General features: G+C 42.0%; 18 protein-coding genes and 1 pseudogene. 1 reads left to right on the top strand and 18 read right to left on the bottom strand.

The window, feature by feature from the left end; all coding sequences use genetic code 11:
• Nucleotides 1-242 precede the first annotated feature (242 nt).
• Nucleotides 243-707 carry a YusW family protein gene (locus BSG1_RS14400; RefSeq protein WP_006837829.1) on the top strand — a complete coding sequence of 155 codons (465 nt, stop codon included), beginning with the start codon at nt 243-245 and terminating at the stop codon, nt 705-707.
• A gap of 93 nt (nt 708-800) precedes the next feature.
• On the opposite strand, the gene thrS is transcribed toward BSG1_RS14400, so the two are convergent.
• From thrS to BSG1_RS14300, 18 genes and pseudogenes are all read right to left on the bottom strand, one after another.
• A complete protein-coding gene (gene thrS, locus BSG1_RS14395) occupies nt 801-2,732 on the bottom strand; it encodes a threonine--tRNA ligase (protein WP_006837828.1) in 1,932 nt (643 codons plus the stop codon).
• Between the two features lie 979 nt (nt 2,733-3,711).
• The gene (gene ytxC, locus BSG1_RS14385) at nt 3,712-4,572 is read right to left on the bottom strand and encodes a sporulation protein YtxC (protein WP_044022946.1); all 861 of its coding nucleotides are present in this window, start codon (nt 4,570-4,572) and stop codon (nt 3,712-3,714) included.
• A 260-nt stretch (nt 4,573-4,832) separates the two neighbouring features.
• On the bottom strand, nt 4,833-5,765 hold the full coding sequence (gene dnaI / locus BSG1_RS14380) for a primosomal protein DnaI (RefSeq protein ID WP_044022947.1): 933 nt from the start codon (nt 5,763-5,765) through the stop codon (nt 4,833-4,835).
• A 9-nt stretch (nt 5,766-5,774) separates the two neighbouring features.
• The gene (locus BSG1_RS14375) at nt 5,775-7,172 is read right to left on the bottom strand and encodes a replication initiation and membrane attachment family protein (protein WP_044022945.1); all 1,398 of its coding nucleotides are present in this window, start codon (nt 7,170-7,172) and stop codon (nt 5,775-5,777) included.
• Nucleotides 7,173-7,265: 93 nt separating this feature from the next.
• On the bottom strand, nt 7,266-7,721 hold the full coding sequence (gene nrdR / locus BSG1_RS14370; RefSeq protein WP_006837822.1) for a transcriptional regulator NrdR: 456 nt from the start codon (nt 7,719-7,721) through the stop codon (nt 7,266-7,268).
• A gap of 90 nt (nt 7,722-7,811) precedes the next feature.
• Nucleotides 7,812-8,186 (bottom strand): hypothetical protein, encoded by a 375-nt coding sequence (locus BSG1_RS14365; RefSeq protein ID WP_006837821.1) that lies wholly within the window; start codon nt 8,184-8,186, stop codon nt 7,812-7,814.
• A 220-nt stretch (nt 8,187-8,406) separates the two neighbouring features.
• Nucleotides 8,407-8,787: an adenosylmethionine decarboxylase gene (gene speD / locus BSG1_RS14360; RefSeq protein WP_006837820.1), complete on the bottom strand. Its 381-nt coding sequence runs from the start codon at nt 8,785-8,787 to the stop codon at nt 8,407-8,409.
• Nucleotides 8,788-9,918: 1,131 nt separating this feature from the next.
• Nucleotides 9,919-10,941 (bottom strand): annotated as a pseudogene (locus BSG1_RS14355) (glyceraldehyde-3-phosphate dehydrogenase).
• A gap of 438 nt (nt 10,942-11,379) precedes the next feature.
• Nucleotides 11,380-11,982 carry a dephospho-CoA kinase gene (gene coaE, locus BSG1_RS14350; RefSeq protein WP_006837817.1) on the bottom strand — a complete coding sequence of 201 codons (603 nt, stop codon included), beginning with the start codon at nt 11,980-11,982 and terminating at the stop codon, nt 11,380-11,382.
• Between the two features lie 23 nt (nt 11,983-12,005).
• Nucleotides 12,006-12,638 carry a sporulation membrane protein YtaF gene (gene ytaF, locus BSG1_RS14345; protein WP_006837816.1) on the bottom strand — a complete coding sequence of 211 codons (633 nt, stop codon included), beginning with the start codon at nt 12,636-12,638 and terminating at the stop codon, nt 12,006-12,008.
• Between the two features lie 438 nt (nt 12,639-13,076).
• Nucleotides 13,077-13,229: a hypothetical protein gene (locus BSG1_RS20925; RefSeq protein WP_006837814.1), complete on the bottom strand. Its 153-nt coding sequence runs from the start codon at nt 13,227-13,229 to the stop codon at nt 13,077-13,079.
• Nucleotides 13,230-13,490: 261 nt separating this feature from the next.
• Nucleotides 13,491-14,315: a DNA-formamidopyrimidine glycosylase gene (gene mutM, locus BSG1_RS14330; protein WP_006837812.1), complete on the bottom strand. Its 825-nt coding sequence runs from the start codon at nt 14,313-14,315 to the stop codon at nt 13,491-13,493.
• Between the two features lie 23 nt (nt 14,316-14,338).
• Entirely contained in the window at nt 14,339-16,966 is a 2,628-nt protein-coding gene (polA, locus tag BSG1_RS14325) for a DNA polymerase I (protein WP_006837811.1), read from the bottom strand.
• A 148-nt stretch (nt 16,967-17,114) separates the two neighbouring features.
• Nucleotides 17,115-18,050, bottom strand: coding sequence for a protease modulator HflC (gene hflC, locus BSG1_RS14320; protein ID WP_006837810.1), 936 nt, complete (start codon nt 18,048-18,050; stop codon nt 17,115-17,117).
• Nucleotides 18,043-19,005 (bottom strand): FtsH protease activity modulator HflK, encoded by a 963-nt coding sequence (gene hflK, locus BSG1_RS14315; RefSeq protein ID WP_044022943.1) that lies wholly within the window; start codon nt 19,003-19,005, stop codon nt 18,043-18,045. Before hflK ends, hflC begins: the two co-directional genes overlap by 8 nt.
• Nucleotides 19,006-19,604: 599 nt before the next feature.
• Nucleotides 19,605-21,374 (bottom strand): two-component system histidine kinase PnpS, encoded by a 1,770-nt coding sequence (pnpS, locus tag BSG1_RS14310; protein ID WP_044022942.1) that lies wholly within the window; start codon nt 21,372-21,374, stop codon nt 19,605-19,607.
• Nucleotides 21,371-22,090 carry a response regulator transcription factor gene (locus BSG1_RS14305; protein ID WP_006837807.1) on the bottom strand — a complete coding sequence of 240 codons (720 nt, stop codon included), beginning with the start codon at nt 22,088-22,090 and terminating at the stop codon, nt 21,371-21,373. The genes pnpS and BSG1_RS14305 overlap by 4 nt, the downstream gene beginning before the upstream one ends.
• A gap of 176 nt (nt 22,091-22,266) precedes the next feature.
• Nucleotides 22,267-22,743: a MaoC/PaaZ C-terminal domain-containing protein gene (locus BSG1_RS14300; protein ID WP_006837806.1), complete on the bottom strand. Its 477-nt coding sequence runs from the start codon at nt 22,741-22,743 to the stop codon at nt 22,267-22,269.
• Nucleotides 22,744-22,981: the final 238 nt, after the last annotated feature.

Below are 22,981 nucleotides of genomic sequence, written 5' to 3'. Positions count from 1 at the left end.
CAACTGCCTAATGCGTCAATCAGGTGAGAAGCGGGTAGCTTCTTCTTTACCGCAAACTGTATTCAATTACCTTAGTACTATATCATAATCAGTCATACACTGTCAAATGATCGCTTTCTTTTGCAACAAGAATTATCTTATCAAAGAATTTCTCTGACTGCAACAGTTTTTTAAAAAAATGTTTCAAAAGAAGCTGAAAGTGAAATAGTATAGTACATTAAAAATTTAAAGGAGGAAGAACAATGAAGAAAACATTATCAATTATAGGTGCACTATCACTGTCCATGTTTCTTGGTGCCTGCGCGGAAGACGAAGAGGCTTTAGATAACCAGGCAGAGACAGAAGATGAAGAAGAGTTTACAGATGAACGGGCGGACGGCATTAAATTCGATTACTTTGAAATCGATGTGGAATACCCTGACATGCTCGAAGCGGCATATGAAGTAGAATATGAGAAAGAAGACGATGGTCTTGAAGCCAGCTTAGATGATAATATTAATGGTGAGGAGCTAGACGGTGCTCAGGCGTTTGAAACCCTTTACCCAATTTTCACCGAACAACTTACGTTTGACGAAACCACTGACCAGGAGGAAATCGTTTCACAGCTTGTCAAAGGATTTAACCTGAGGGAAGACTTTGAATTTATGGAAGTGGACATTGATATGAGCAATGGCGAATCTATAGAGTTTGAAGCGGAAAACAATTAATACCTTTGGCAGCCAATTATGAATTGGCTGCTATGTTATGTGGTCTTTGAATACGCGAAAAGCCGGCTCTCATCAGAGGGCCGGCTTTTCGTATTATCTATTCACTTCGTCCGTTACTTTTTGAACGAAATCTGACAGTGAAACTGTTTCAGACTTTTGCTCGCCGTATTTTCTAACATTGACGGCTTCTTCTTGGATTTCATTATCACCGACAACAAGCATGTATGGTATCTTGCTCATCTGGGCTTCACGAATCTTATAACCGATTTTTTCATCACGGCTATCAAGCTCTACACGTAGACCTTGTGCCTGAAGCTCTTCCTGAACTTTTTTTGCATAATCGAAATGAACATCCGGGGAAACTGGAATGACTTGAACTTGAACAGGAGCGAGCCATGTCGGGAATGCTCCTTTATACTCTTCAATCAGGAAAGCAACAAAGCGTTCCATCGTTGAAACCACTCCGCGGTGGATAACAACCGGACGATGGTGCTTACCGTCTTCACCGATATACGTTAAGTCAAAGCGCTCTGGAAGCAGGAAGTCCAACTGAACAGTTGATAATGTTTCTTCTTTTCCTAAGGCAGTTTTTACCTGCACATCCAATTTAGGACCGTAGAATGCCGCTTCGCCTTCCGCTTCAAAGTAATCGATTTCCATCTCGTCCATCGCTTCTTTCAGCATTTGCTGCGCTTTGTTCCACATCTCATCATCATCAAAATACTTTTCTGTATCTTGAGGGTCACGGTAAGAAAGCCTGAAGGAATAATCATTTAGATCAAAGTCCTTGTAAACCTCAAGAACTAAGCGAACAACACGTTTGAACTCTTCTTTGATTTGATCAGGGCGTACAAATAGATGGGCATCATTCAGCGTCATCCCTCTGACACGCTGTAAGCCTGAGAGCGCACCGGACATTTCATAGCGGTGCATCGTACCAAGTTCCGCGATACGGATTGGCAGTTCACGGTAACTGTGAATGCTGTTTTTATAGATCATCATATGGTGCGGGCAGTTCATCGGACGAAGCACTAACTGCTCATTGTCCATATCCATCACAGGGAACATGTTCTCTTGATAATGATCCCAGTGTCCGCTTGTTTTATAAAGATCGACACTTCCCATAACTGGAGTGTAGACGTGGTCATAGCCAAGTTTTTCTTCTTTATCAACAATGTAGCGCTCAATGATGCGGCGGATTGTTGCACCTTTAGGCAGCCACATTGGAAGGCCTTGTCCAACTTTTTGCGAGTTCATGAACAAGTTCAGCTCTTTACCGATTTTGCGGTGATCACGCTCTTTCGCTTCTTCAAGAAGGCGCAAGTGCTCTTTTAAATCTTCTTTTTTGAAAAATGCTGTACCATAAATACGCTGCAGCATCTTGTTGTCGCTGTTTCCGCGCCAGTAGGCACCCGCAATACTTAGAAGCTTGAACTCTTTTATCTTCCCTGTTGAAGGCACGTGGATTCCACGACAAAGGTCAAAGAAATCGCCTTGCTCATAGATGGATACCTGTTCTCCTTCTGGAATTGCTTCAAGAAGTTCAATTTTATATTCATCGCTAACTTCTTCATACATCTTCTGAGCTTCATCACGGCTTACTTCTTTTCGGATCACCTCGAGATTTGATTCGGCAATCTTTTTCATTTCTTTTTCAATCTTAGGAAGATCTTCCGGCGTGATTGAATGCTCAGTATCGATATCATAATAGAAGCCGCCATCGATTACAGGCCCGATTCCCAATTTCACATCAGGATACAATCTCTTGATAGCCTGCGCCATCAAGTGGGCAGTACTATGACGAAGGACCTCCAAGGCATCCTCATGGTCAGGTGTCACAATCTCGATGGCTCCGTCCTCTGTAATTGGTGTTTTTAAATCTATAAGATTTCCATTGACCTTCCCTGCCAAAGCTTTTTTCTTCAGGCCCGGGCTGATGGAAGAAGCGATCTCTTCAGTTGTTGTTCCCTGTGGAAACTCCTTTACATTCCCATCTGGAAAAGTGATTTTCAATGCTTCTGACATAATGATTTTCCTCCTTAATTCAGTTTTCTAAAAGATGTTACTTAAGATTTTGCTACAGGGTAAATCATGTCCATAAAACTGTCCTTCATAAAACAGCTTCGAAAAAAAAAACAAAAAAACCCCGTCCCTTCATAAATGAAGGGACGAGGTTTGTTGTAATAGTCTCGTGGTTCCACCCAACTTTTCATTTGCTCATGGAAAAAAGAATGAATGCAAATGACTCCGGATCATATAACGGCTGCTGCCGTCAACCAATACTGACGAACGATAAGCGGCGAATTTCCGCGTCGATTTCGCTCGCTCGGATCCTCACGTATTATAGATACGCTCCGGTCCTCTCTCTCTCATCTCCTTGAACTTCTTGCTTCTCGTTCGTCAGGTGAGGAGAGATTGCGGCGAATTTCCGCGTCGATTTCGCTCGCTCGGATCCTCACGTATTATAGATACGCTCCGGTCCTCTCTCTCTCATCTCCTTGAACTTCTTGCTTCTCGTTCGTCAGGGGAGGAGAGATTGCGGCGAATTTCTGCGTCGATTTCGCTCGCTCGGATCCTCACGTATTATAGATACGCTCCGGTCCTCTCTCCCTCATCTCCTTGAACTTCTTGCTTCTCGTTCGTCAGGGGAGGAGAGATTGCGGCGAATTTCTGCGTCGATTTCGCTCGCTCGGATCCTCACGTATTATAGATACGCACCGGTCCTCTCTCTCTCATCTCCTTGAACTTCTTGCTTCTCGTTCGTCAGTGGAGGAGAGATTGCGGCGAATTTCTTCTGCATTTTTCGCTCGTTCGTGTTCATGGTTGAAGTTCAGAGGGGGTAAGTATTTCAATCGTGTTAGGAAGTTCCAGCCCATCGCTTCCCTCTCTGGCAAACCGTCTTTGAATACTGTTGTCCTCATCAAAACCTTGATATATGAAGTTAATATGTAGGTTATTATAGTCGGTTAGATGAGGAAAATCAAGCACATCACTGTAAAATTTGTTATTCGTTTGCAGCATCAGGAATGTCTGAATGAATGCTCCCCGGAAAAGCTGATAACGGCAGGATCCTGACACGCTCCTCGAAAATGTTTTGAATCGTGCGGATCAACTTTAATTCAGGCTCTGCACAATACACGTTGATCATTTTGGGGGCCATCGACAGCAATGGTGCGATCGTATAGGAATCAACATAGACAGGGTGGTTGGTCAAAAGCCGCTTATCCACCACTCTGAACAATTCATTTCGTTTCATTTCTTTTAATTCAGAGTTGAAGAACAGTAAATCGCAGCTTGAAAAATATAAATGAATGGTTTCCTGTTGATCGATTTTGCTCGCCAGGTAGTCTCTCAGCATTTGGACAAACATCTGGTAGTCCTGTTCCAGCTTGTATTCATCTATAGCCTTTTCCACATACAAAATCATTCTTTCATAAAGGGCTTTAAGTCGAAATTTCACAAAAGAATCAAAGTGGACAGGCTCCTCGCTTTCCATTAAAGAAACGAGGTTATTCATCACGAACCCCGTTTCATCCCATTCTGCCAGTAAACAGGTTAATTCATCCCTTTCACCTGAAAGCATCTCCCCAATGATCGTCAGGATCTGTTCCTGTTCATGTGGATCCTTATAGAGGTAGTATTCAGATAATATATATGCAGCCCATTCTAAGCGCTTTATATCCATAATGAACCTGAATAGTCCATCTAAGATGATTTGCTTATTTTCCTGTTTCTTGATTGAAACAATATAATGCATTTGATTTTGAAAAAGGGTTTCGTGGATCATAGTGTCGCACGATTCTTTTTCAAAGAAATGTTGGAGATTTTTTGCGTCTCCATTTTGTTTGAAAATCAATTCAAACAAATCCGTTCCCCCCTTTAAAGCCAAATCCCTGCTTTATATATATGGGGGGCTGGGACAAATTAGAAGTGCTTGGTTCAATTTTCATATAAATAGCGGAAAGGCCCCGATGAGCGGCGTACTGATTGGGGGCTATCGAAGGAACACAACGAACAGAAAGAGTTGTTCAGTTACCATTAGAAGACATTAAAACGGAGCCAGGAAATACACCAGCCGTTGGACGTTAGAGCCCCCCCAAAAAAAAGAAGCAGGAAGACCCGCTTCTATTCTCTCCTATTGATCCCGTCCAGGAGGACCGGTTTTGTCAGATATTTGATTCTTTCCATAATCCTGGCCGCTTTCATCTTCTCTTCTTCTCCACGCTGAGAATAGGTGAGGTGATGTTTGAGGCCTTCATAATCGAAGTTCGAGGTGAAAAAGGTTGGCAGATTCTCGAGCATCCTGAACTGCAAGATGGTCCCGATGATTTCATCCCTCACCCAGCTCGACATCGTTTCTGCTCCAATGTCATCAAGCATTAAAACAGGTGCCTTTTTCACTGCTTCGAGTTTATCATCCATGGAATGATCATTGAGAGACTGCTTCATTTCACGGACGAATTCCGGTATATACACAAGAAGGGAGGCAACTTTTTTCTCTGCCAGCTGGTTTGCGATAGCTCCCAATAGATAAGATTTTCCCACTCCAAACTTACCATGAAGATACAGCCCCTTCAGGTTCCTACCAGCTTCATAGTTCTCGACAAACTCATTGGCAAGATCAACTGCTTCCAGTCTCCCGGGCGAATCAAGATCGATAGTGGAAAAGGATGCCTGCAGAATGTCCTTCGGTACATAGAGACTCTTGATGAGTTTTTCTGATTTTCTTTTCTCATCGTCCATTTCTTTCCGAGGACAGATATGATACTCGATATCAATCACATTCCCTCTTATGACCAGATGAGGATCAAATCCTTTCATCATGTTTTTACATTGGCCAAGGCTCGGACAATCGACACATTGTTTGCTCTGTGTGATGTATTCATAAAGTTTCATCAAGCTGTTATCCACCATCGTCTTGGTGACTTTCCCTTGATTTTTTTCAATGAAATGCTTAACATAATCATCTTGCATGATCTCCTGCCTCATTCTTTCGTATCTTTCTTTAAAGGTCTGGGAGCCAGCAAGCTTTTTCAGGGTGTTATTGATCGGTTCTATCTTCTCCACCTACTTTCGATATTTCTTCAGCTTTTCTTCAAGCTTCCGTTTCTGTTCCTCAAAATCAGAGCTGCTTTGGGCAGGATCATTTTCTTCTTTGGAAGCAGGTTTTTCATCAAACCAATCAGGAAGCTTTTCAGTACGGACAGGCGTTTTTTTGTAACTCTTCTTTGGAGTTTCTTTTTTACCTTCCGCCCAATCCAGATACTGGCGATGTTCTTTTTTGGCCAGCTCCATTGCCTCTTGAGCAGTCGATACTTTTTTTCGGACCCAATGGGATGCAATTTTCTCCAAATATCCTTTGGTCAGCTTCATATCCGTCTTCAACAGAACATATTGCAGCAAAACATTGGTAACCCCTGTGGAAAGTTTCTTTGAAATCATGACTTCTTCAATAGCCTTCAAATCGCTTGACGCCGGTTCGATCCCACCAGAAATATCTTTGAGCACTTCTTTGGGGGAAGTGGTTTCCAGATACTCAATCAGCTCTTCCTCTTTAGATGCCGGCTGTTTCTTGGGAGGTGGAGCACTTTTTGAAATTTTAGGCTGAAGGTCAGGGAGGGGATCTCCTGCATGTTGCAACTGATACCAATCCCTTGCTGCTTTTCGCAATTCCTCAATATTTATTTCATCATCTTCCGTTAAAGCGCTCAAAACTACATTCTTCATCTGCAGCGGGTCTATACTGTATAAGCAGCTTAGTTTGGACACCGTTTCTTTCACATGAGGTGTAAAAGCCCGTCTCGGCACCATACTCTGTGAAAGGCCTGCAAGCAGCAGGTCAAAATCGAAGTCGATGGTATCCACAGGCACCCCTGCAGAATTCCTGGGATCTGTGAATTTTTCACGTGCATCCAATGAGCTTGCATTCTCTGCTTCCTCATCGAGCAGATTGATGGATTGGCTTGAACTATAAACATCCTGAAATGACCGGGTGATCTCTTGATGTTGAGAAAAGTCCACTTCCTCATCACAAAAGAATTTTTTTAAGCGGTTAAAATGCGTTTTTCCGATTTTACGAAAGAGGTAAACATTAAGCATTCCATCCGTAAAAAACTGCTGAGGAGATAACGGAGGCTGAATCTCATAGATGAATTCCCGCGGATCTCCATCCTGCTTCACATAGGTTTTTAACAGTCCGATTCCTTCTAACTTTAGTCTGGCTTCATAGATATCCGGCAGATTCGATGAAAGAAAATTCATCAGATGGTAATGCGAAGATTGTTCTGAATTCAACCTGTATTCCTCTACTTCATTTAAGAGGGTCATATACAGGCTGTAGCATACCGGTCCTATCAATGGCTGATATAAAAAGGTAACTGCTTTCCGTTCATATTCCTGTATGATCCCGTTCAAACAAACAGTATACCTGTCGACAGGCTGAATTTTATTCCAATGTTTCATCATACTAATCTCCCTTACCTTTCCGTAAACGCTGACTTCCATGATGCCTTGAAACAAAGAGAAAAAGAGCCAAGTGGTCCCTCAGCTCAAATCCAGTTAATCTTTTTTTATCAAGTCTTTTAACTCATCAATAAACACATTAATATCCTTAAACTGACGGTACACCGAAGCAAACCGAACATAAGCCACTTCGTCTACTTTCGCCAGCCTGTCCATCACAAGTTCACCGATTTTCTCGGACTGAATCTCTGATGAACCTTCATTCCTTAATTCTTTTTCTATATCCCCAGTGATGCTGTCCAGCATGTCAAGGGAGACTGGGCGCTTTTCACACGCTTTAATAAGGCCTCTCAACATTTTCTCACGGCTGAACTCTTCACGTGTGCCTTCTTTCTTTACCACGATGAGAGGAAACTCTTCTACTTTTTCAAAAGTAGTGAATCTGTAAGAACACTTCTCGCATTCCCGCCTTCTTCTAATCGAGCGTCCTTCATCAACCGGACGGGAATCAACAACTCTGGTTCCATTAAATTTGCATGATGGACATTTCATAATATCAGCTCCGATAATCTTTGTAACAGTCGGACTTTCGTTTATATAATTAAATAATATAAAACTAAGCCTATATTCACAAGATGGAATTTATGCCCTTTTCAGCCTGCTGTCCAATACTTGGTAATAAGAAGTGATTTTCTGCCTCATTTTTGCATAAGAGCCAGGTATCTTTTTATCAGCACTGATTTTAAAATCAACTGCTGATTCAAACGGGGCAACATTTATAGCTGTCACAACGATAAAATAACCTGGAAACCCGCTTTTCTCCACCGTTATCTCTCCCCGTTCCCGTGACTCTGAGATTACTCTATAGTCACTGGATGAAAATAAATCCAGCACAGCCTGAAACACCTTGTCCTGGGCAGATTTATAATAACGGGTCTTAAGTTCTTTATCAGGATTTGAATCCGATGTTTCTATATCAGATTTAAATATGGTGATTATGGATGAAAACACTCCCAAGTTCTTTCCCTCACGATCTTTAATTTAAGTCTCAATACTCCAAGGACAGAGACTTTATAGATATTTGCCGTAAATACATTCCTGTCCTTATTGTACCGAATTTCGCGGCTTAAAAAAAGCATTCCCTTTCCAAAGCAGAAACACTGCAGGTTTCCGCTCTTAATCTATTATAATATAAATAAAAAAGAGCCATTCTATATTATAGAAGGCTCCGCAAATTTTATAGTGCGTTCACTTTTGATTGTTTCACTTGTACAGGACCCATGCCGCGCGGCAATTCGATATTCTCGCGCGTTTGTGCATTTAAGGCTTCAGCTATATAATCAGCAGCGATATTAGGATCAAGATCACCGCAAGTATATACATCAATGCTGGCATAACCATGTTCAGGAAAGCTGTGGATCGTCAAGTGAGATTCTGAAATGATAACCACTCCGCTTACACCTTGTGGAGCAAACTTGTGGAAAGCCACCTCACGAACTTCTGCACCTGATTTCAATGCAGCATCTACAAACGTTCTTTCAATCTCATTTACATCGTTTAACTTGTCAAAATCGCAACCCCATAATTCTGAGATTACATGTCTACCCATTGTTTCCATTTTTTGTTTCCCCCTTTGACATAATTTTTTTCGTCAAAATGAACCTATCCTTCGGCAACATAATAACTACCACGGGGGAAAGTTAGTCCGAAGAGGTCCTAACCCTTTAAGTAGTTAACAATATTTACATTTGCGTTCAAGAAGTTCACGAAAAATAGTATACTTTGTTTATTTCAGATTTGCAATAAAAAAAATTAATTATTTTTATGCATTAGTTGGTTCCTGTTCAAAGTCCCTAGAGTCCTCATTCCGAATAGGTTTTCATGGGTTCATCATTCGATATAGTCTTATTCTTCACCGGCTATTCCCCGATTTAATATTGAGCCTTTATAAAGTGTTTTCCCTTAAAATAGGAATTTACGCATGTTTTCTCTAACACTCTGATAGGTAGTTTTTGTTGTCTTTAGGGTGACAGGAAATTTGTTTGATTGGATAAGGAGTCGTGCCCTACATACATTCAGAAGTTCGTCCTGAATGCTGGAATGATCATGTCATTTCTTAATCGTCCTGTTGTCAATTCAGATTCTGTTTATTAAAAGGAGGGGTTCACCATTATAAGGGCTGATCCTGTCTATAATAGGGTGTTTCGTCCTTAATCAACCCCACCTATATCCCCATTTTTAAAAGGACGGGACTCAAAAATAGGGTGATAAAGTCGGCCCCTATTTTAAGCAGAAGCCAACTTTATAATGTAGTGAGAAAGGTGAGAACACCCCAAAACTAACTGTATAAATGAGATTGTTACTCTTGAGATATAAAGCTGATTTCCGCTCCAGGTATGTGACTCCAATCAATATATATTCAAAAAAACATTTATCTTATTAAAAAGCCAGAAGCTTTGTGCAACGCTGTTTTCGTATATATTGTTGCTCTCGGAAAAATCCAAAGAGCCGGATTTTCCCCTTGGAGACAAGGGCTTTTTTCTCTGAATAAGGTGAATTAGCTCTTTTCTTCTTGTTTATCAGCTTTTTTTAGTTAAATAAGTAAGTATTTTTTATAGTTTGTATTAAATAGCAACAAAGTTTACGAAAAGAGCCTTGTGCAAAAAGGCTTTTTGGAGATACAGAGACCGAGATGAAAAAGCTGAAAAAACAAAAAAACCGGGGAGCCCCCGGTTCTCGAAAATCTATTTTATACATTCACGCTCGTTTTCATTTGCTGTGCCACATATTTCGTCAAGTCTACAACCCGGCAGGAATAACCCCACTCGTTGTCATACCATGCAAGGACCTTTACTTTGCGGTCGCCGATGACCATTGTTGACAGACCGTCAATGATGGCAGAATGCGGGTTCGTGTTGAAGTCGATGGATACAAGCGGTTCAGTTGTGAATTGCAGGATGCCTTCCAACGAACCTTGTGATGCTGTAATCAATGCTTCATTGATTTCTTCTGCAGTCACATCTCTTTTTACATCAACAACAAGATCAACAAGCGAGACATTCGGTGTAGGACACGCAGCGCCATGCCGTGAAGCTTACCTTCCATTGAGGAAGCACCAAGGACAATGCTTTCGCAGCTCCTGTAGTCGTAAGGGATGATGGACTGTCCGCCAGCTCCTGCTCCTCCTCAGTCCTTATGAGATTATCGATAATTCTTTCTGGTCGTTCGTGTAGGCATGGACCGTTGTCATAAGACCATTTTCAATGCCAAACTGTTCATCCAGCACTTTGGCTACAGGCGCCAGGCAGTTTGTTGTACAAGAAGCATTGGAAATGATGTCATGTTCCTCAATTTTTAGAGCGCTTTCATTTACACCCATAACAATGGTTACATCTTCGTTTTTACCAGGCGCAGTAAGGATTACTTTTTTCGCACCGGCCTCAAGATGCAGGCTTGCTTTATCTTTAGAATTGAATTTTCCTGTTGCCTCTATGACAATATCAATCTCAAGATCTTTCCAAGGAAGTTCTCTAGGGTCACGATTGCTTATCAATTTAACACGTTTATCGTTCACAATAATTGCATTTTCCTCAGTCGCTACTTCAGCCTGGAAAATACCATGATTTGTGTCATACTTTATCAAATGTGCCAATGTTTCAGCAGGATAACTCGCATTTATTGCTACAATCTCAATATTCTCATCTAAGATTGCTTTCCTGAATACCATTCTGCCGATACGTCCAAAACCATTGATTGCAATTTTCGCCTTCATTAATTTGGCTCCCCTCTATATAAACGTTATACTTTTTGTGTGTTTCAATTAGCAATAGTATAACATATTTATAAAAAAACTGAATGATAAATTCGCATATTTTAAATGATTAATTATTCTGAATCTTTAACCCGTGCTGTCCTTTACAATATTCGTAACTTCCCAGTCCCTTTACCACTGTTCCAACTTTTCAAAAGACAAAATAACACTCTCTTTTCATAATATGTGTTTACAGCGAAAGTGGACTTGATCACTGATCGCAAGGAGAAATGGAAGCGCCACACTCACGTCAGGCACATAACTCGAGGGGCTTGGCGCTGCAACCTACGTCCAGATATTCCCCGAGGGCACACACACTTTCTATTCCAATCAACCCTATACATTTGATAGCAAAAATTCGTGACAAAAGACAAAAAAAGAAGCATTTTCAGCTTCTTTTTACGGCAGCAGGTTCCAGCGGACAATAAGTTCATCCAGCTGTTCCAGTGTATTTTCAATAGTGCCCGTGTTATCCAATACGGCCTGTGCAAGATTTTTTTTCTCCTGGAGCGGCATTTGGGATTGGATCCGGGCAGTTGCTTCTTCCACTGTCAATGAGTTTCGCTTCATGAGCCTCTTTAACTGAGTTTCTCGATCAACATACACAACGATTGTTCTATCGACCATCCAAGTTAAGTTGCTTTCAAACAGAAGCGGGATATCCATGATGACCGTCTGTTTTCCACTTTCAAACGCTTGATCTTTTTCAGCAAGCATTTGAGCTCTCACAGCGGGATGGACAATGCCATTCAGTTCTTTTCTGCGTTCTTCACTGGTGAAAATAATATCACCCAGTGCTGAACGATTCAAAGTCCCATCAGGATTCAGGATGACCTCACCAAACACCTCAATTATCTTTTCAAGGGCCGGCTCTCCCGGTGCCACCGCTTTACGCGCAGCAGCGTCGGCATCCACCACGGTAAAACCTTTTTGTATAAGAAGTTTTGAAACTGTACTTTTTCCACTGGCAATTCCGCCAGTCAGGCCGATAATTGACTTCATTATCAGTCATCCTTTCTTTACCCTCAGAACCTAAGCACGCCAATCACTATCAACAGTACACCCGGTAAAAAAGATACCTTCTGCACCCACCCCATATGAGCACAACTTTTTCCGATTTTTAGACCTGCTGACAGAAAGATAATACTCATCATCATGACCGTAACAGCAAGCAGTAACGGAGAGTACCCTAACAATGCTGCTCCGATTCCAGCACCGAATGCGTCGAGTGAAAGGGCAAGCCCCAGCATTATTGCTTCCACTCCGGTAATCGTCCCTGATTTATCAAAGTCTGCTGCCATTGGCCTTTTTAAAATATTGATGACGAGCCCAATCGATTCAATTTCAAAATTAAATAAAATTTTCTCTTCATCAACTGATGTATCTTTCCCCGAACGAAAAAATTGCAGAAGGACAAAAGCACCGAGTGCAATCAGAATAAGCCCGCCAATTTTATCTGCGGCTCCTTCTGAGAGAACGTTTTCCGCTGCTCCTCCTATAGACATTGCTGCCAGGAGCGAACCGGCGGAACAAATTGAAATGATCACAATGGACTTAAGCGGCATCCCCATTTTCCTCAGGCCATAAGTCAGCCCTGTACTAAAGCTGTCCAGGCTTACAGCGAACGCAAGCATGAATAATAAAAGTGTTCCACTCATGTTGATAAGCTCCTCCTCCGACTATAAATCAGGAGAGTCGACACCAGAATTTTTTTCCTTTTCTCCGGCTATCCTCCATACGTTAAAAACTACGATAGTATATGGAGAGAGCTTATCAGTTGTTAAGAAACAATTTATTTTGCTTTAGGGAGTCCACATGAAGTCTTTGAATTTAGTGTTTTAGATATACTCCTTTGACTGTGCTGATTCTCTTCTTTTGAGAATCGGCCATCCGAAGCAACCCTTGGACCGGACTGATTCTCTTCTTTTCGAATTCCACCATGTCTAAGCACCACTTCAACCCGGCCGATTCTCTTTTTTTCGGATTCCACCATGTCAAACCAACACTTCGACCGGGTCGATTTTCTTCTTTTGAGATTCCACCATGTCAAACCAACACTTCGACCGGGTCGATTCTCTTCTTTTGATTCCACCACGTCAAACCAACACTTCGACCGGGTCGATTCTCTTCTTTTGAGATTCCACCACGTCAAACCAACACTTCGACCGGGTCGATTCTTCTTTTCGTATTCCACCATGTCTAAGCACCACTTCAACCCGGCCGATTCTCTTCTTTTCGATTTTCACCATGTCTAAGCACCACTTCAACCCGGTCAATTCTCTTTTTTTGAGATTCCACCATGTCAAACCAACACTTCGACCGGGTCGATTCTCTTCTTTTGAGATTCCACCATGTCAAACCAACACTTCGACGGGGGCGATTCTCTTCTTTTCGAATTCCACCATACCAATGCACCACTTTAACCAGGTCGATTCTCTTTATTAGGGAGTCCGCCACCCCAAAGCACCTCTCCTGGATATGGTGTCTCCAATAATAGACAATGTCTAAGTCTATTTCTGGCAATTAGGACAAAAATGAGTCCCTCTGCCGGCGGTAACATTTTTTTCTATTGGTTTGCCGCAGCTCCTGCACTCCTCATTCTTCCGGCCATAGACAAACAGCTGCTGTTGGAACATGCCGATTTGGCCTTGTGAGTTTACGTAAGAACGGATCGTGCTGCCGCCCTGTTCAACTGCTTCACTTAGTGTATCGATGATTTCGTTGTGAAGCTTTTTCATTTCAGATTTTTTAACCGATTTGGCCTTTCTTGCAGGATGAATACCGCTTCTGAACAGTGCCTCATCAACATAGATGTTTCCAAGGCCGACTAACACCGTCTGATCAAGCAGGACAGCTTTTACAGCACGCTCGGTTTTTGCCAGTTTTTCGGTCAAATAGTTCACTGTGAAATTGGGAGAAAACGGTTCTGGACCAAGTTGTGACAACGGAAGGCTCAGATTCTCTTCTCCTTTTGGAAATAAGTGCATCGTGCCGAATTTACGAACGTCCTTATACCTCAGTTCTGTTCCATCTTCGAAATGGAAGATGACATGGGTGTGTTTCTCTACTTCTTCATCGCCTGGAAACACCCCATACCGTCCTTCCATACGAAGGTGGGAGACAAGGGAATACCTGTCTGTTTGCAGGATCAAAAATTTCCCTCTGCGGTCGACTCCTTGAATGGTTTCACCCTGCAAGGATAATTTAAATTCTTCTACTTCATCAGGAAGCTTGACCATCTTGGGCCAAAAAACCGATACAGATTTAATCCTTTTTCCGGTAACCAATTCCGCCAGGGTTCTTCTGACGGTTTCCACTTCTGGCAGTTCTGGCAACTCAGTTCACCCACCTAGTTGTTTTATTTTGCGTCATACCATGTCGGTCCATAGGAATAATCCACTTTTAACGGGACCTCAAGCTCTACGGCATTTTCCATTACTTCCGGCACAATCTCTTTCAAGCGTTCTATTTCATCTTCGGGTGCTTCAAAAATCAATTCATCGTGAACCTGTAAAAGGAGGCGCGTTTGAAGATTTTCCTTTTCCAGTCTTGCGGCCATATCAATCATTGCCTTTTTAATGATATCTGCTGCACTTCCCTGGATAGGAGTGTTCATCGCTGTTCTTTCAGCAAAGCTTCGGAGATTGAAGTTCCGGCTTGTAATTTCAGGGATATATCTGCGTCTTTGCAGCAGTGTTTTAACAAACCCATTTTGTTTCGCTTCACTGATGATATCATCCATATACTCTTGAACCCCCGGATAACTGTCCAGGTATCTTTGAATGAATTCTCCAGCTTCTTTCCTCGTGATTCCCAAGCTTTGAGAAAGCCCAAAATCACTGATTCCATAGACAATGCCGAAGTTGACGGCTTTTGCATGTCTTCTCATATTGGAAGTGACACTGTCAGCATCGACATGGAATACATCCATCGCTGTCTTGGTATGGATATCCATCCCTTCATTGAATGCATGGATGAGTTTTTCGTCCCCTGCAATATGAGCCAGGACACGGAGTTCAATCTGTGAATAATCCGCCGCGAACATCAGCCAGTTTTTCTCTGAAGGGATGAACGCCTGCCTGATCTTCCGGCCTTCCTCCAGACGGATAGGGATATTCTGCAGGTTGGGATCCGTTGAACTGAGCCTTCCTGTTTGGGTCAAAGCCTGGTTAAAACGCGTATGGACTTTATTTGAATCTTCATGAATGACCTTTAACAATCCTTCAATATATGTCGATTGCAGCTTACCGAGCTGACGGTAATGCAGGATATGATCAATAATCTCATGCTTGGATTGCAGTTTCTCAAGAACATCCGCAGACGTTGAGTAGCCTGTTTTGGTCTTCTTGATGACCGGAAGCTCTAACTTTTCAAATAAAATGACCCCAAGCTGTTTCGGCGAATTGATGTTAAACTCTTCGCCCGCCAACTCATAGATTTTCTTTTCCATTTCATCGAGCCGTTCAGCAAGTTCCGACTTCATTTCTTTCAGGCGGTCCACGTCTACACCCACACCTGTATATTCCATATCGGCAAGAATGATGGCAAGCGGGAGTTCAAGATCTGTAAACAACTGATACTGATCATTTTCTTTTAACGCTTCTTCGCATGTGCTCTTCAGCTCATATACCACATTCGCTTTTCGCGCAAGGTGCTCTGCAAGTTTCTCTTCTTCCGGCACCTTCCGCTTCGCACCCTTGCCATATACAGCTTCATCCGATTCAATGACGGAAGCCCCGTGTTTCTTGGCAACACCAGCAAAATCATCGGCAGATTCAGCCGGATTAAGAATGTAAGACACAATCAACAAGTCAAATTCGACACCAGTCAATTCGACACCCTGCCTCCTTAAGGCCACAATGGATCTTTTAGCGTCGTAAACCGATTTCTTCATCTTTTCATCAGCGGCCCACTTTTTAAAAGCATCCGAAGCCAGGGCTGTTTCCAATGTGAAGAAATAATTCCCGCTACCATTTCTCATGCTGATTCCGACAATCTCTCCATTGAAATAATTATCTTCCATCACTTCGACATACAGGGAAGAATCTTCTTCAAGGTGCTCCTTCTTCACTTCAGATAAAATTTCATAAGAAACGTCCTGCAAATCCTGGTCTTCTTCCACCGTCTCGCCCATCTTTTCAAGAAGGGAACTGAATCCTAACTCTTTGAAGAATGCTTTCAGTTTCTTATCATCGCTTCCTTCATAATTCAGTTCCTCCACTGTCACCTCTATCGGAGCTTCACGCAGGATGGTGGCAAGTTCTTTACTCATCACAGCTTGGTCTTTGTGTTCTTCAAGCTTTTCTTTCAGCTTTTTCCCACTCACTTCATCAATTGATTCCAACAGTTTTTCAATCGTTCCAAACTGCTTCAACAGCTTGATTGCCGTTTTCTCACCAACTCCAGGTACTCCAGGGATATTATCGGAGCTGTCCCCCATCAGCCCTTTCATATCTATGATCCTGTCAGGGGTAATCTCCCATTTCTCCATGATATGTTCCGGGGTATACACCTCAATATCCGTGATCCCTTTGCGGGTGATGCCCACAGTAGTCGTTTCAGAGCTCAGCTGCGTCAAATCTTTATCTCCGGAAATAATTTTCACTTCATAGCCGTCTTTTTCTGCCTGAAGTGATAAGGTTCCGATAATATCATCTGCCTCGTAGTTCTCAAGCTCATATCTTGGGATTTGGTAAGCATCCAGCAATTCTCTTATATACGGAAATTGCTCAGACAATTCCGGCGGAGTCTTCTGTCTGCCGCCTTTATATTCACCGAATGTTTTATGTCTGAACGTCGTCTTTCCGGCATCGAATGCGACCAGAATATGGGTCGGCTCTTCATCTGTCATGATTTTTTGCAGCATGGTGGTAAAACCATACACAGCATTTGTATGTACCCCTTTATCATTATTCAATAATGGCAGCGCAAAAAAAGCACGATAAGCTATACTGTTACCATCAATCAGAACTAACTTTTTCTTCATAATAAACCTCCCAGGTCAAGGTTCTTGTCAGTTTTAAAATACGACAAAAAAACCGCTATCTTTCCTTCATTCTATCATGTTCAGAATAGAAAGGAAAAATAACGGCCCTTTGTCGGCGGGTGCCGGTTTACTTATAAAATTGTATTTTTTATTCTGTATACCCCATCAGTAACTCGGCATATGACGAATCCGATGGAAGGACCAGAACAGTTTCTCCGTCAATGGTTTTCTTATAAGATTCAAGGGTTCTGAAAAGCTGGTAGAATTCAGGATCCTTTGAAAAGGACTCGTTGTAAATCTTGGCCGCTGCAGACTCTCCTTCGGCTCTGATGACATTGGCATCAGCCTTGGCTTTTGCAAGCAGTTCAGTTACTTCCCTGTCTGTGTCAGCCATGATTCTTTGCTTCTGGGCATCGCCCTTTGACAAATATTCCTGTGCCGTTTTCTCCCGTTCAGATATCATCCTTGTGTAAACAGAGTTTTCGTTTGCTTCCGGCAAATCTGTTCGTTTCATCCTGATATCAGTAACTGAAATCCCATAATTTCCTTTATCCAGGAGTTCATTCACTCTTTCCGTCACCCGGTCATTAAGGCTTCCACGGGCAGACTTTTCATCGTTAATGACTTCAGCATAGTTGAGTTTACCCAGTTCAGCACGTACAACAGAATAAATAAACTCTTCCATCCTGGTTTCTGCGTTGATTACATTTCTCGCATTGGAGATCATTTTTTTAGGGTCTTCGATTCTCCATACAGCATAGTTATCTATCATCATTCTTTTCTTATCTTTCGTGTTGATCTCGGCTTCTGATACATCATAGGTCATTTGATATTTCGGAAGAGTGGAAACCGACTGGATAAACGGTATTTTGTAATTCAGACCAGGGTCCTCTTCAATCCGCACAACTTCACCAAACTGGCGCACGACCCTGTACTCTCCTTCTTTTACCACAAAGACATTCAGCAGGATCAGCAGTAACACCGCTATAGTGACAACTAAAAAGATACCGAGCTTCGTATATTGTCTCCATTGAATTTCGGGTTTTTTCCTATCATTAAAATTGGTAATATTGGAATCACTCATTAGTAGCAGTCCCTTCTTGACCTTGAACAGGCTTTTCTTTTTCCATTGGACGGATCGGGAAGTATTTCATTGTGTTTCCGTCATCATTCATAATATAAACTTCCGCATCCGGTAAAACTTGCTCAAGTGTTTCCAGGATTAAACGCTGCTTGGTGATCTCTGGATTGCCTTTATATTCGGCATATAACTTATCGAATACAGCTACATCCCCGCGCGCCTGCTCAATCCTTGCCGCTTTTTCCCCAGTTGCACGGGAAATGATGGCATCCTTTTCACCCTGCGACTCATTCAATCTCTGGTTTTGATACTTTTCAGCTTCATTAATTTTAGTATTCATGGTTTCACGTGCATCCGTTACGTCCGTGAAAGCTTTACGGACATCGTCATTCGGCAGCTCGACATCCTGCAGCTTCACGCCAATGACAGAGATTCCTATATCATATTTATCGACCAGGGTTACGAGCAGATCCCTTACCTCCGCTTCAATTTCAGCCTTTCCCGAAGTCAGCGCTTCATCGATTTCCGTGCTTCCGATGATACTTCTTAAAGAAGAAGATGTAGCATCATATAAAATCTCTTTAGGATCTTCTGCATTAAATAAATATTTTTCGGGATTTGTGATTTTCCACTGAACGACCATGTCAGCCAGAACAATATACTCATCACCTGTGATCATTTTCGTTTCTTTTGGAAATTCGGTGATTTGCCCATCTTTTTCTTCATAGCCAAATTGAAGGCTGTAAGTTTCCTTCGATAATTTCTCGACTGTCTGAACAGGCCACGGCATTTTGAATTTCAAACCGGATTCTGTAATCGTCTCACCGGCTTCTCCAAAAGTCAGGACGACAGCCTGATCTGATTCATCCACTGTGAACCAGGATGAGAACAAAACAACAATCAGAATCACTGCCCCGACTATCATCCCCGCTACCTTATAGATTTGCTTAAGGCTCATATACATACCCCTCTCTATCTCATTACCTACTTATACGATTCAAACAGAAATAGGTTTCAAAATCATTACAAAAATATATCCAATGTTAAAAAGTGAGCGCGGCCGCTATTCAGGAACATGAAATAAAGGACATTCTACTATCGGAGTGAGTTGTGGGTTTAATCGCAAATGAAGGGATATTAGAAGCGTTTTAAGTTGATCTATGGGAATTATCGGGAAAGTGGCTTGAGGTGCGTTCTTCAAGGACATGAACCGTAAAAATCGCCTCTTAAAATGTTTTCAGGTGGGGTCTCAAGAACATGAATTGGGAATATAACCTCTAAATGTGTCTTGAGGAAAACTCTTAAAGACATGAACTTTCAAAATCACTTCAAGTTGCGCCTTGAAAAGAGGTCTTTATTGTCTTGAAAGCTAATTATATTTTAAAATTTGATTAAACTAAATAAATAGAAAAGGTGAGAACGGGGTCAGTTCTCACCTTTTCAGGGTTTCCTGGATGAAGGGGTTTTCACTTTGTATAGTAACACCCATTTATTAAGCTACATTGAAAAAAATGTAAAGCCTGTGTAAAGTTACTTATTTTGTGAGAATACCTTACCCTAACGTCCCTCCGTAAACTTTTTGTTCAGGGTAACCGTAAAGGTGGTTCCTTCGTTCACTTTGCTTTCAACCCCGATAGTTCCTCCATGAGCCTCTATTAAATGTTTTACGATCGCAAGCCCAAGCCCAGTCCCGCCGGAGTCACGGCTTCTGGCCTTATCCACCCGATAGAACCTCTCAAATATGCGGGGAAACTCACTCTCTTCAATGCCGATTCCATTGTCCCGAACTTCAATCACTATCACGGAATCAGACTGCTTTAATGAAACGGATACCTCACCTCCCGCAGGAGTGTAAGTGATGGCATTGCCGATTAAATTGATAAAAACTTGTTTGATCCTGAATGAATCGACCTCTGCAAGGACAGCCTCATCTGCATGAAGCACAAGCTCAATATCCTTTTTCTCCGGCTTTTTCTCCAGAATGGTTATAACTTCTATGAGTAGTTCTTTCATATCCGTCTCATGGACATTGAGTTGAAATCCTTGCTTCTCCATTTTAGATAAATCCAGTAAATCAGTAATCAGCGACTGAAGCCTGTCGCTTTCCCTCAGGATGATATTTAAGAACATTTCCAATGTCTCTTTATCGTTCATTGCGCCATCCAATAACGTTTCACTGAACCCTTTTATAGAAGTGATAGGGGTCCTGAGTTCATGGGACACATTTGCAACAAAGTCTTTTCTCATCTGTTCAAGTTTCTTCAGCTCTGTAATATCATGAAAAACAAGTACGATACCTTTCCATTCTTCCTTCGTGCCTATGATGGGAGCACCGTATAATTCAAAGTGCTTTCTCTCAATTGTGAGAGGCAGGAGCAGCTGTTTCCGAATTTTTTGCTCTGTCATGAAAATCTCTTCAACTAATTTATTTACCTCAGGAAACTTTATAACCTCGTAATATCGTTTATTGGTGATACGTTCAGCAGTGATGGAAAAGAATTCTTTGAATGCCTTGTTTGTCAGTACCGCATATCCTCTGTGGTCAATCAACAACAAGCCGCTTCCCATATTTTCAATGAGTGTTGTCAACCGGTTCTGTTGAATGTCCTGTGCCGACTTCATTTCCTGCAGGTTTCTGGCGAGTATATTAATGGATGTACTCAACATACTGGTCTCGTCCATCCGGTCTTCATAAGTTCTGGCACGATAGTTTCCTTTGGCCAGTTCCATTGCTACCTTTGTAGCAGAATCAATCGGTTTCGTATAGCTGGATGTTATCCTTGCACCCAGCATGATAATAACCACCAGTGCAAGGCCCAGTGATACTGAAAGTACTGTCCAAATTTGTTTATAACCTGCAACCAGGATATCAACACTGGAACTCAATATTAACAGGGACGACTCTTCACCATTGTCGATCGGCTGCCAATAATACACAACCTCACTGCCATTTCTCATCAATTCCGTTTGCTGGAGGCCGCTGTTCCAATCTGCCGCAATTTCCGTGATGGTTTCCTTTTGTTTTTCTGAATCAATTCCAGCAAAAGGGCCACTGTCCTTCAAAATATCCCCGCCAGGTCCGGTTATAGTCACCCTGATATCAAGCAATTGGCTGATTTCCTCTATCTGCCCGTCGGAAATGGATTGGGGGTCTTGCGACGTGATGACCTCACTGACAACCAGCTTGGCCTCTTTCTCAATTCTGTTATTAAAGGATTGCAGATAATAGCTTTTAAAAATTTGTCCCAACAGCAAACCAAGCCCGATCAATACGACAATGATCAACATGATGAGCGCGAACAAGAGCCGCGATCTAAATTTGATCATGAACCTTTCTGCTCTTCCAGCTTATAGCCCAATCCCCTGATAGTTTTGATATAAGCCGGCTTTTTAGTATTTGTTTCAATTTTTTCTCTTAAGTGGCTGATATGTACGTCGACGATTCTTGTATCTCCGGCAAAGTCATAGTTCCATACGGCACTAAGCAGCTGATCTCGTGTCAAGACTCTGCCTCGGTTTTCTGTCAGATACATCAGTAGTTCAAATTCCTTTGGAGTCAGCTCCAGCAGATTCTCAGCGAAATAAGCCTCATATTGTTCAGGAAAGACCTTCAAATCACCTACTTGAAGATAGTCTTTTTGTTCTGAACGCAGATGTTCAGCAACATCGATGACTGCCTGGCTTCTGCGTAGGATTGCTTTTACTCTGGCCATGACCTCTCTCGGGCTGAAAGGCTTGGTCATATAATCGTCTGCTCCAAGTTCAAGGCCTAATACTTTATCAAACTCATCATCCTTCGCTGTCAGCATCAGAATGGGAATCATCACTTTTTGCTGGCGAATCTGTTTACACACTTCAATCCCATCAATTTTTGGAAGCATCAAATCAAGGATCATTAAATCAGGAACCTCTTCCAATGCCAAATCGCGGCCCTCTTCACCGTCATGGGCTGTGATAACTGAATAGCCCGCCTGCTCAAGATTGTACTTCAGCAGTGTGACAATTGATTGCTCATCGTCTACTACAAGAATCTTTTTGCTCAATTAGTGTTCCTCCATATACCTGTATTAAAAACCCCATCATCCAAAAATTATTTAATTATGCATTCATTATAATATAAAAAAAGACAAGATTCCCAATCCTGAACCAGATTTCTTCTGACAGTTTCCCGTGCAAACAAAAAGACTGACCAGCTTTAACCGGTCAGTCTTCCTCTTCATTAAAAATTATCCAGGGCACTACCATTCATCTTTTCAAGCTTATGAGGGGGGCAGACAGCGATCGATCCTCTGATAACGGTCTCCTCCTGCTCATTCGTTGCAATCACATCAATAGTAACCAGGTGACTGCTGCTGTCTATATTTTTCACTTCAAAGAGAAATTGGATTGTTTCGTAATGATAAACAGCCTTTGGAAACTCAAGCTCTTGTTTCATAATGTGAGAACCAGGTCCAGGCAGATATTTTGAGACGGCAGAACTTATGATCCCTGTCAGCATGATCGCTGGGACCAGTGGCTTTTTAAATGGAGTCTGTGAGGCATAGTCATGTTGTATGTACAATGGGTTGGCATCATTCGTCAAACCCAGATACAATAGTAAATCTTTGTCCTCGATCTTCTCTGTCAATGTCAGCTTTTCACCAACTGAAATATCCTCGATTTTCCTACCCGGCTTACGTTTTTTACCTAATAACATAGCTGGCACACCTCCGTTGTAACCGTTTACAATTAAGAATAAAATAAATACTCTTTATTGTCTGTCTATTTATATATTACCATTAATAGTATAACCTTACAAAGGGGAATTTTTCAGGAAAAGTATAATTAGTTCTTTCAGTGGGTTTAAGAAATTTATCTTTTCTTTGTTACTCTGTAATAAGGTAGTTGATTTCCACTCCAGGTGTGCGACTCCGCGGGGCGGGCGGTGAGCCTCC

This window comes from Bacillus sp. SG-1, from assembly GCF_000181495.1.
Taxonomy (GTDB): Bacteria; Bacillota; Bacilli; order Bacillales; family Bacillaceae_B; genus Rossellomorea.
This window is presented reverse-complemented; position numbering and strand designations above follow the sequence as displayed.

What these genes read in the sequence shown, in the direction of transcription:
- BSG1_RS14400 (WP_006837829.1), top strand. Translation starts at nt 243, where the DNA reads ATGAAGAAAACATTATCAATTATAGGTGCACTATCACTGTCCATGTTT.
- thrS (WP_006837828.1), bottom strand. Translation starts at nt 2,732, where the DNA reads ATGTCAGAAGCATTGAAAATCACTTTTCCAGATGGGAATGTAAAGGAG.
- BSG1_RS14375 (WP_044022945.1), bottom strand. Translation starts at nt 7,172, where the DNA reads ATGATGAAACATTGGAATAAAATTCAGCCTGTCGACAGGTATACTGTT.
- nrdR (WP_006837822.1), bottom strand. Translation starts at nt 7,721, where the DNA reads ATGAAATGTCCATCATGCAAATTTAATGGAACCAGAGTTGTTGATTCC.
- speD (WP_006837820.1), bottom strand. Translation starts at nt 8,787, where the DNA reads ATGGAAACAATGGGTAGACATGTAATCTCAGAATTATGGGGTTGCGAT.
- coaE (WP_006837817.1), bottom strand. Translation starts at nt 11,982, where the DNA reads ATGAAGTCAATTATCGGCCTGACTGGCGGAATTGCCAGTGGAAAAAGT.
- ytaF (WP_006837816.1), bottom strand. Translation starts at nt 12,638, where the DNA reads ATGAGTGGAACACTTTTATTATTCATGCTTGCGTTCGCTGTAAGCCTG.
- BSG1_RS20925 (WP_006837814.1), bottom strand. Translation starts at nt 13,229, where the DNA reads ATGGTGAAAATCGAAAAGAAGAGAATCGGCCGGGTTGAAGTGGTGCTT.
- polA (WP_006837811.1), bottom strand. Translation starts at nt 16,966, where the DNA reads ATGAAGAAAAAGTTAGTTCTGATTGATGGTAACAGTATAGCTTATCGT.
- hflC (WP_006837810.1), bottom strand. Translation starts at nt 18,050, where the DNA reads ATGAGTGATTCCAATATTACCAATTTTAATGATAGGAAAAAACCCGAA.
- hflK (WP_044022943.1), bottom strand. Translation starts at nt 19,005, where the DNA reads ATGAGCCTTAAGCAAATCTATAAGGTAGCGGGGATGATAGTCGGGGCA.
- pnpS (WP_044022942.1), bottom strand. Translation starts at nt 21,374, where the DNA reads ATGATCAAATTTAGATCGCGGCTCTTGTTCGCGCTCATCATGTTGATC.
- BSG1_RS14300 (WP_006837806.1), bottom strand. Translation starts at nt 22,743, where the DNA reads ATGTTATTAGGTAAAAAACGTAAGCCGGGTAGGAAAATCGAGGATATT.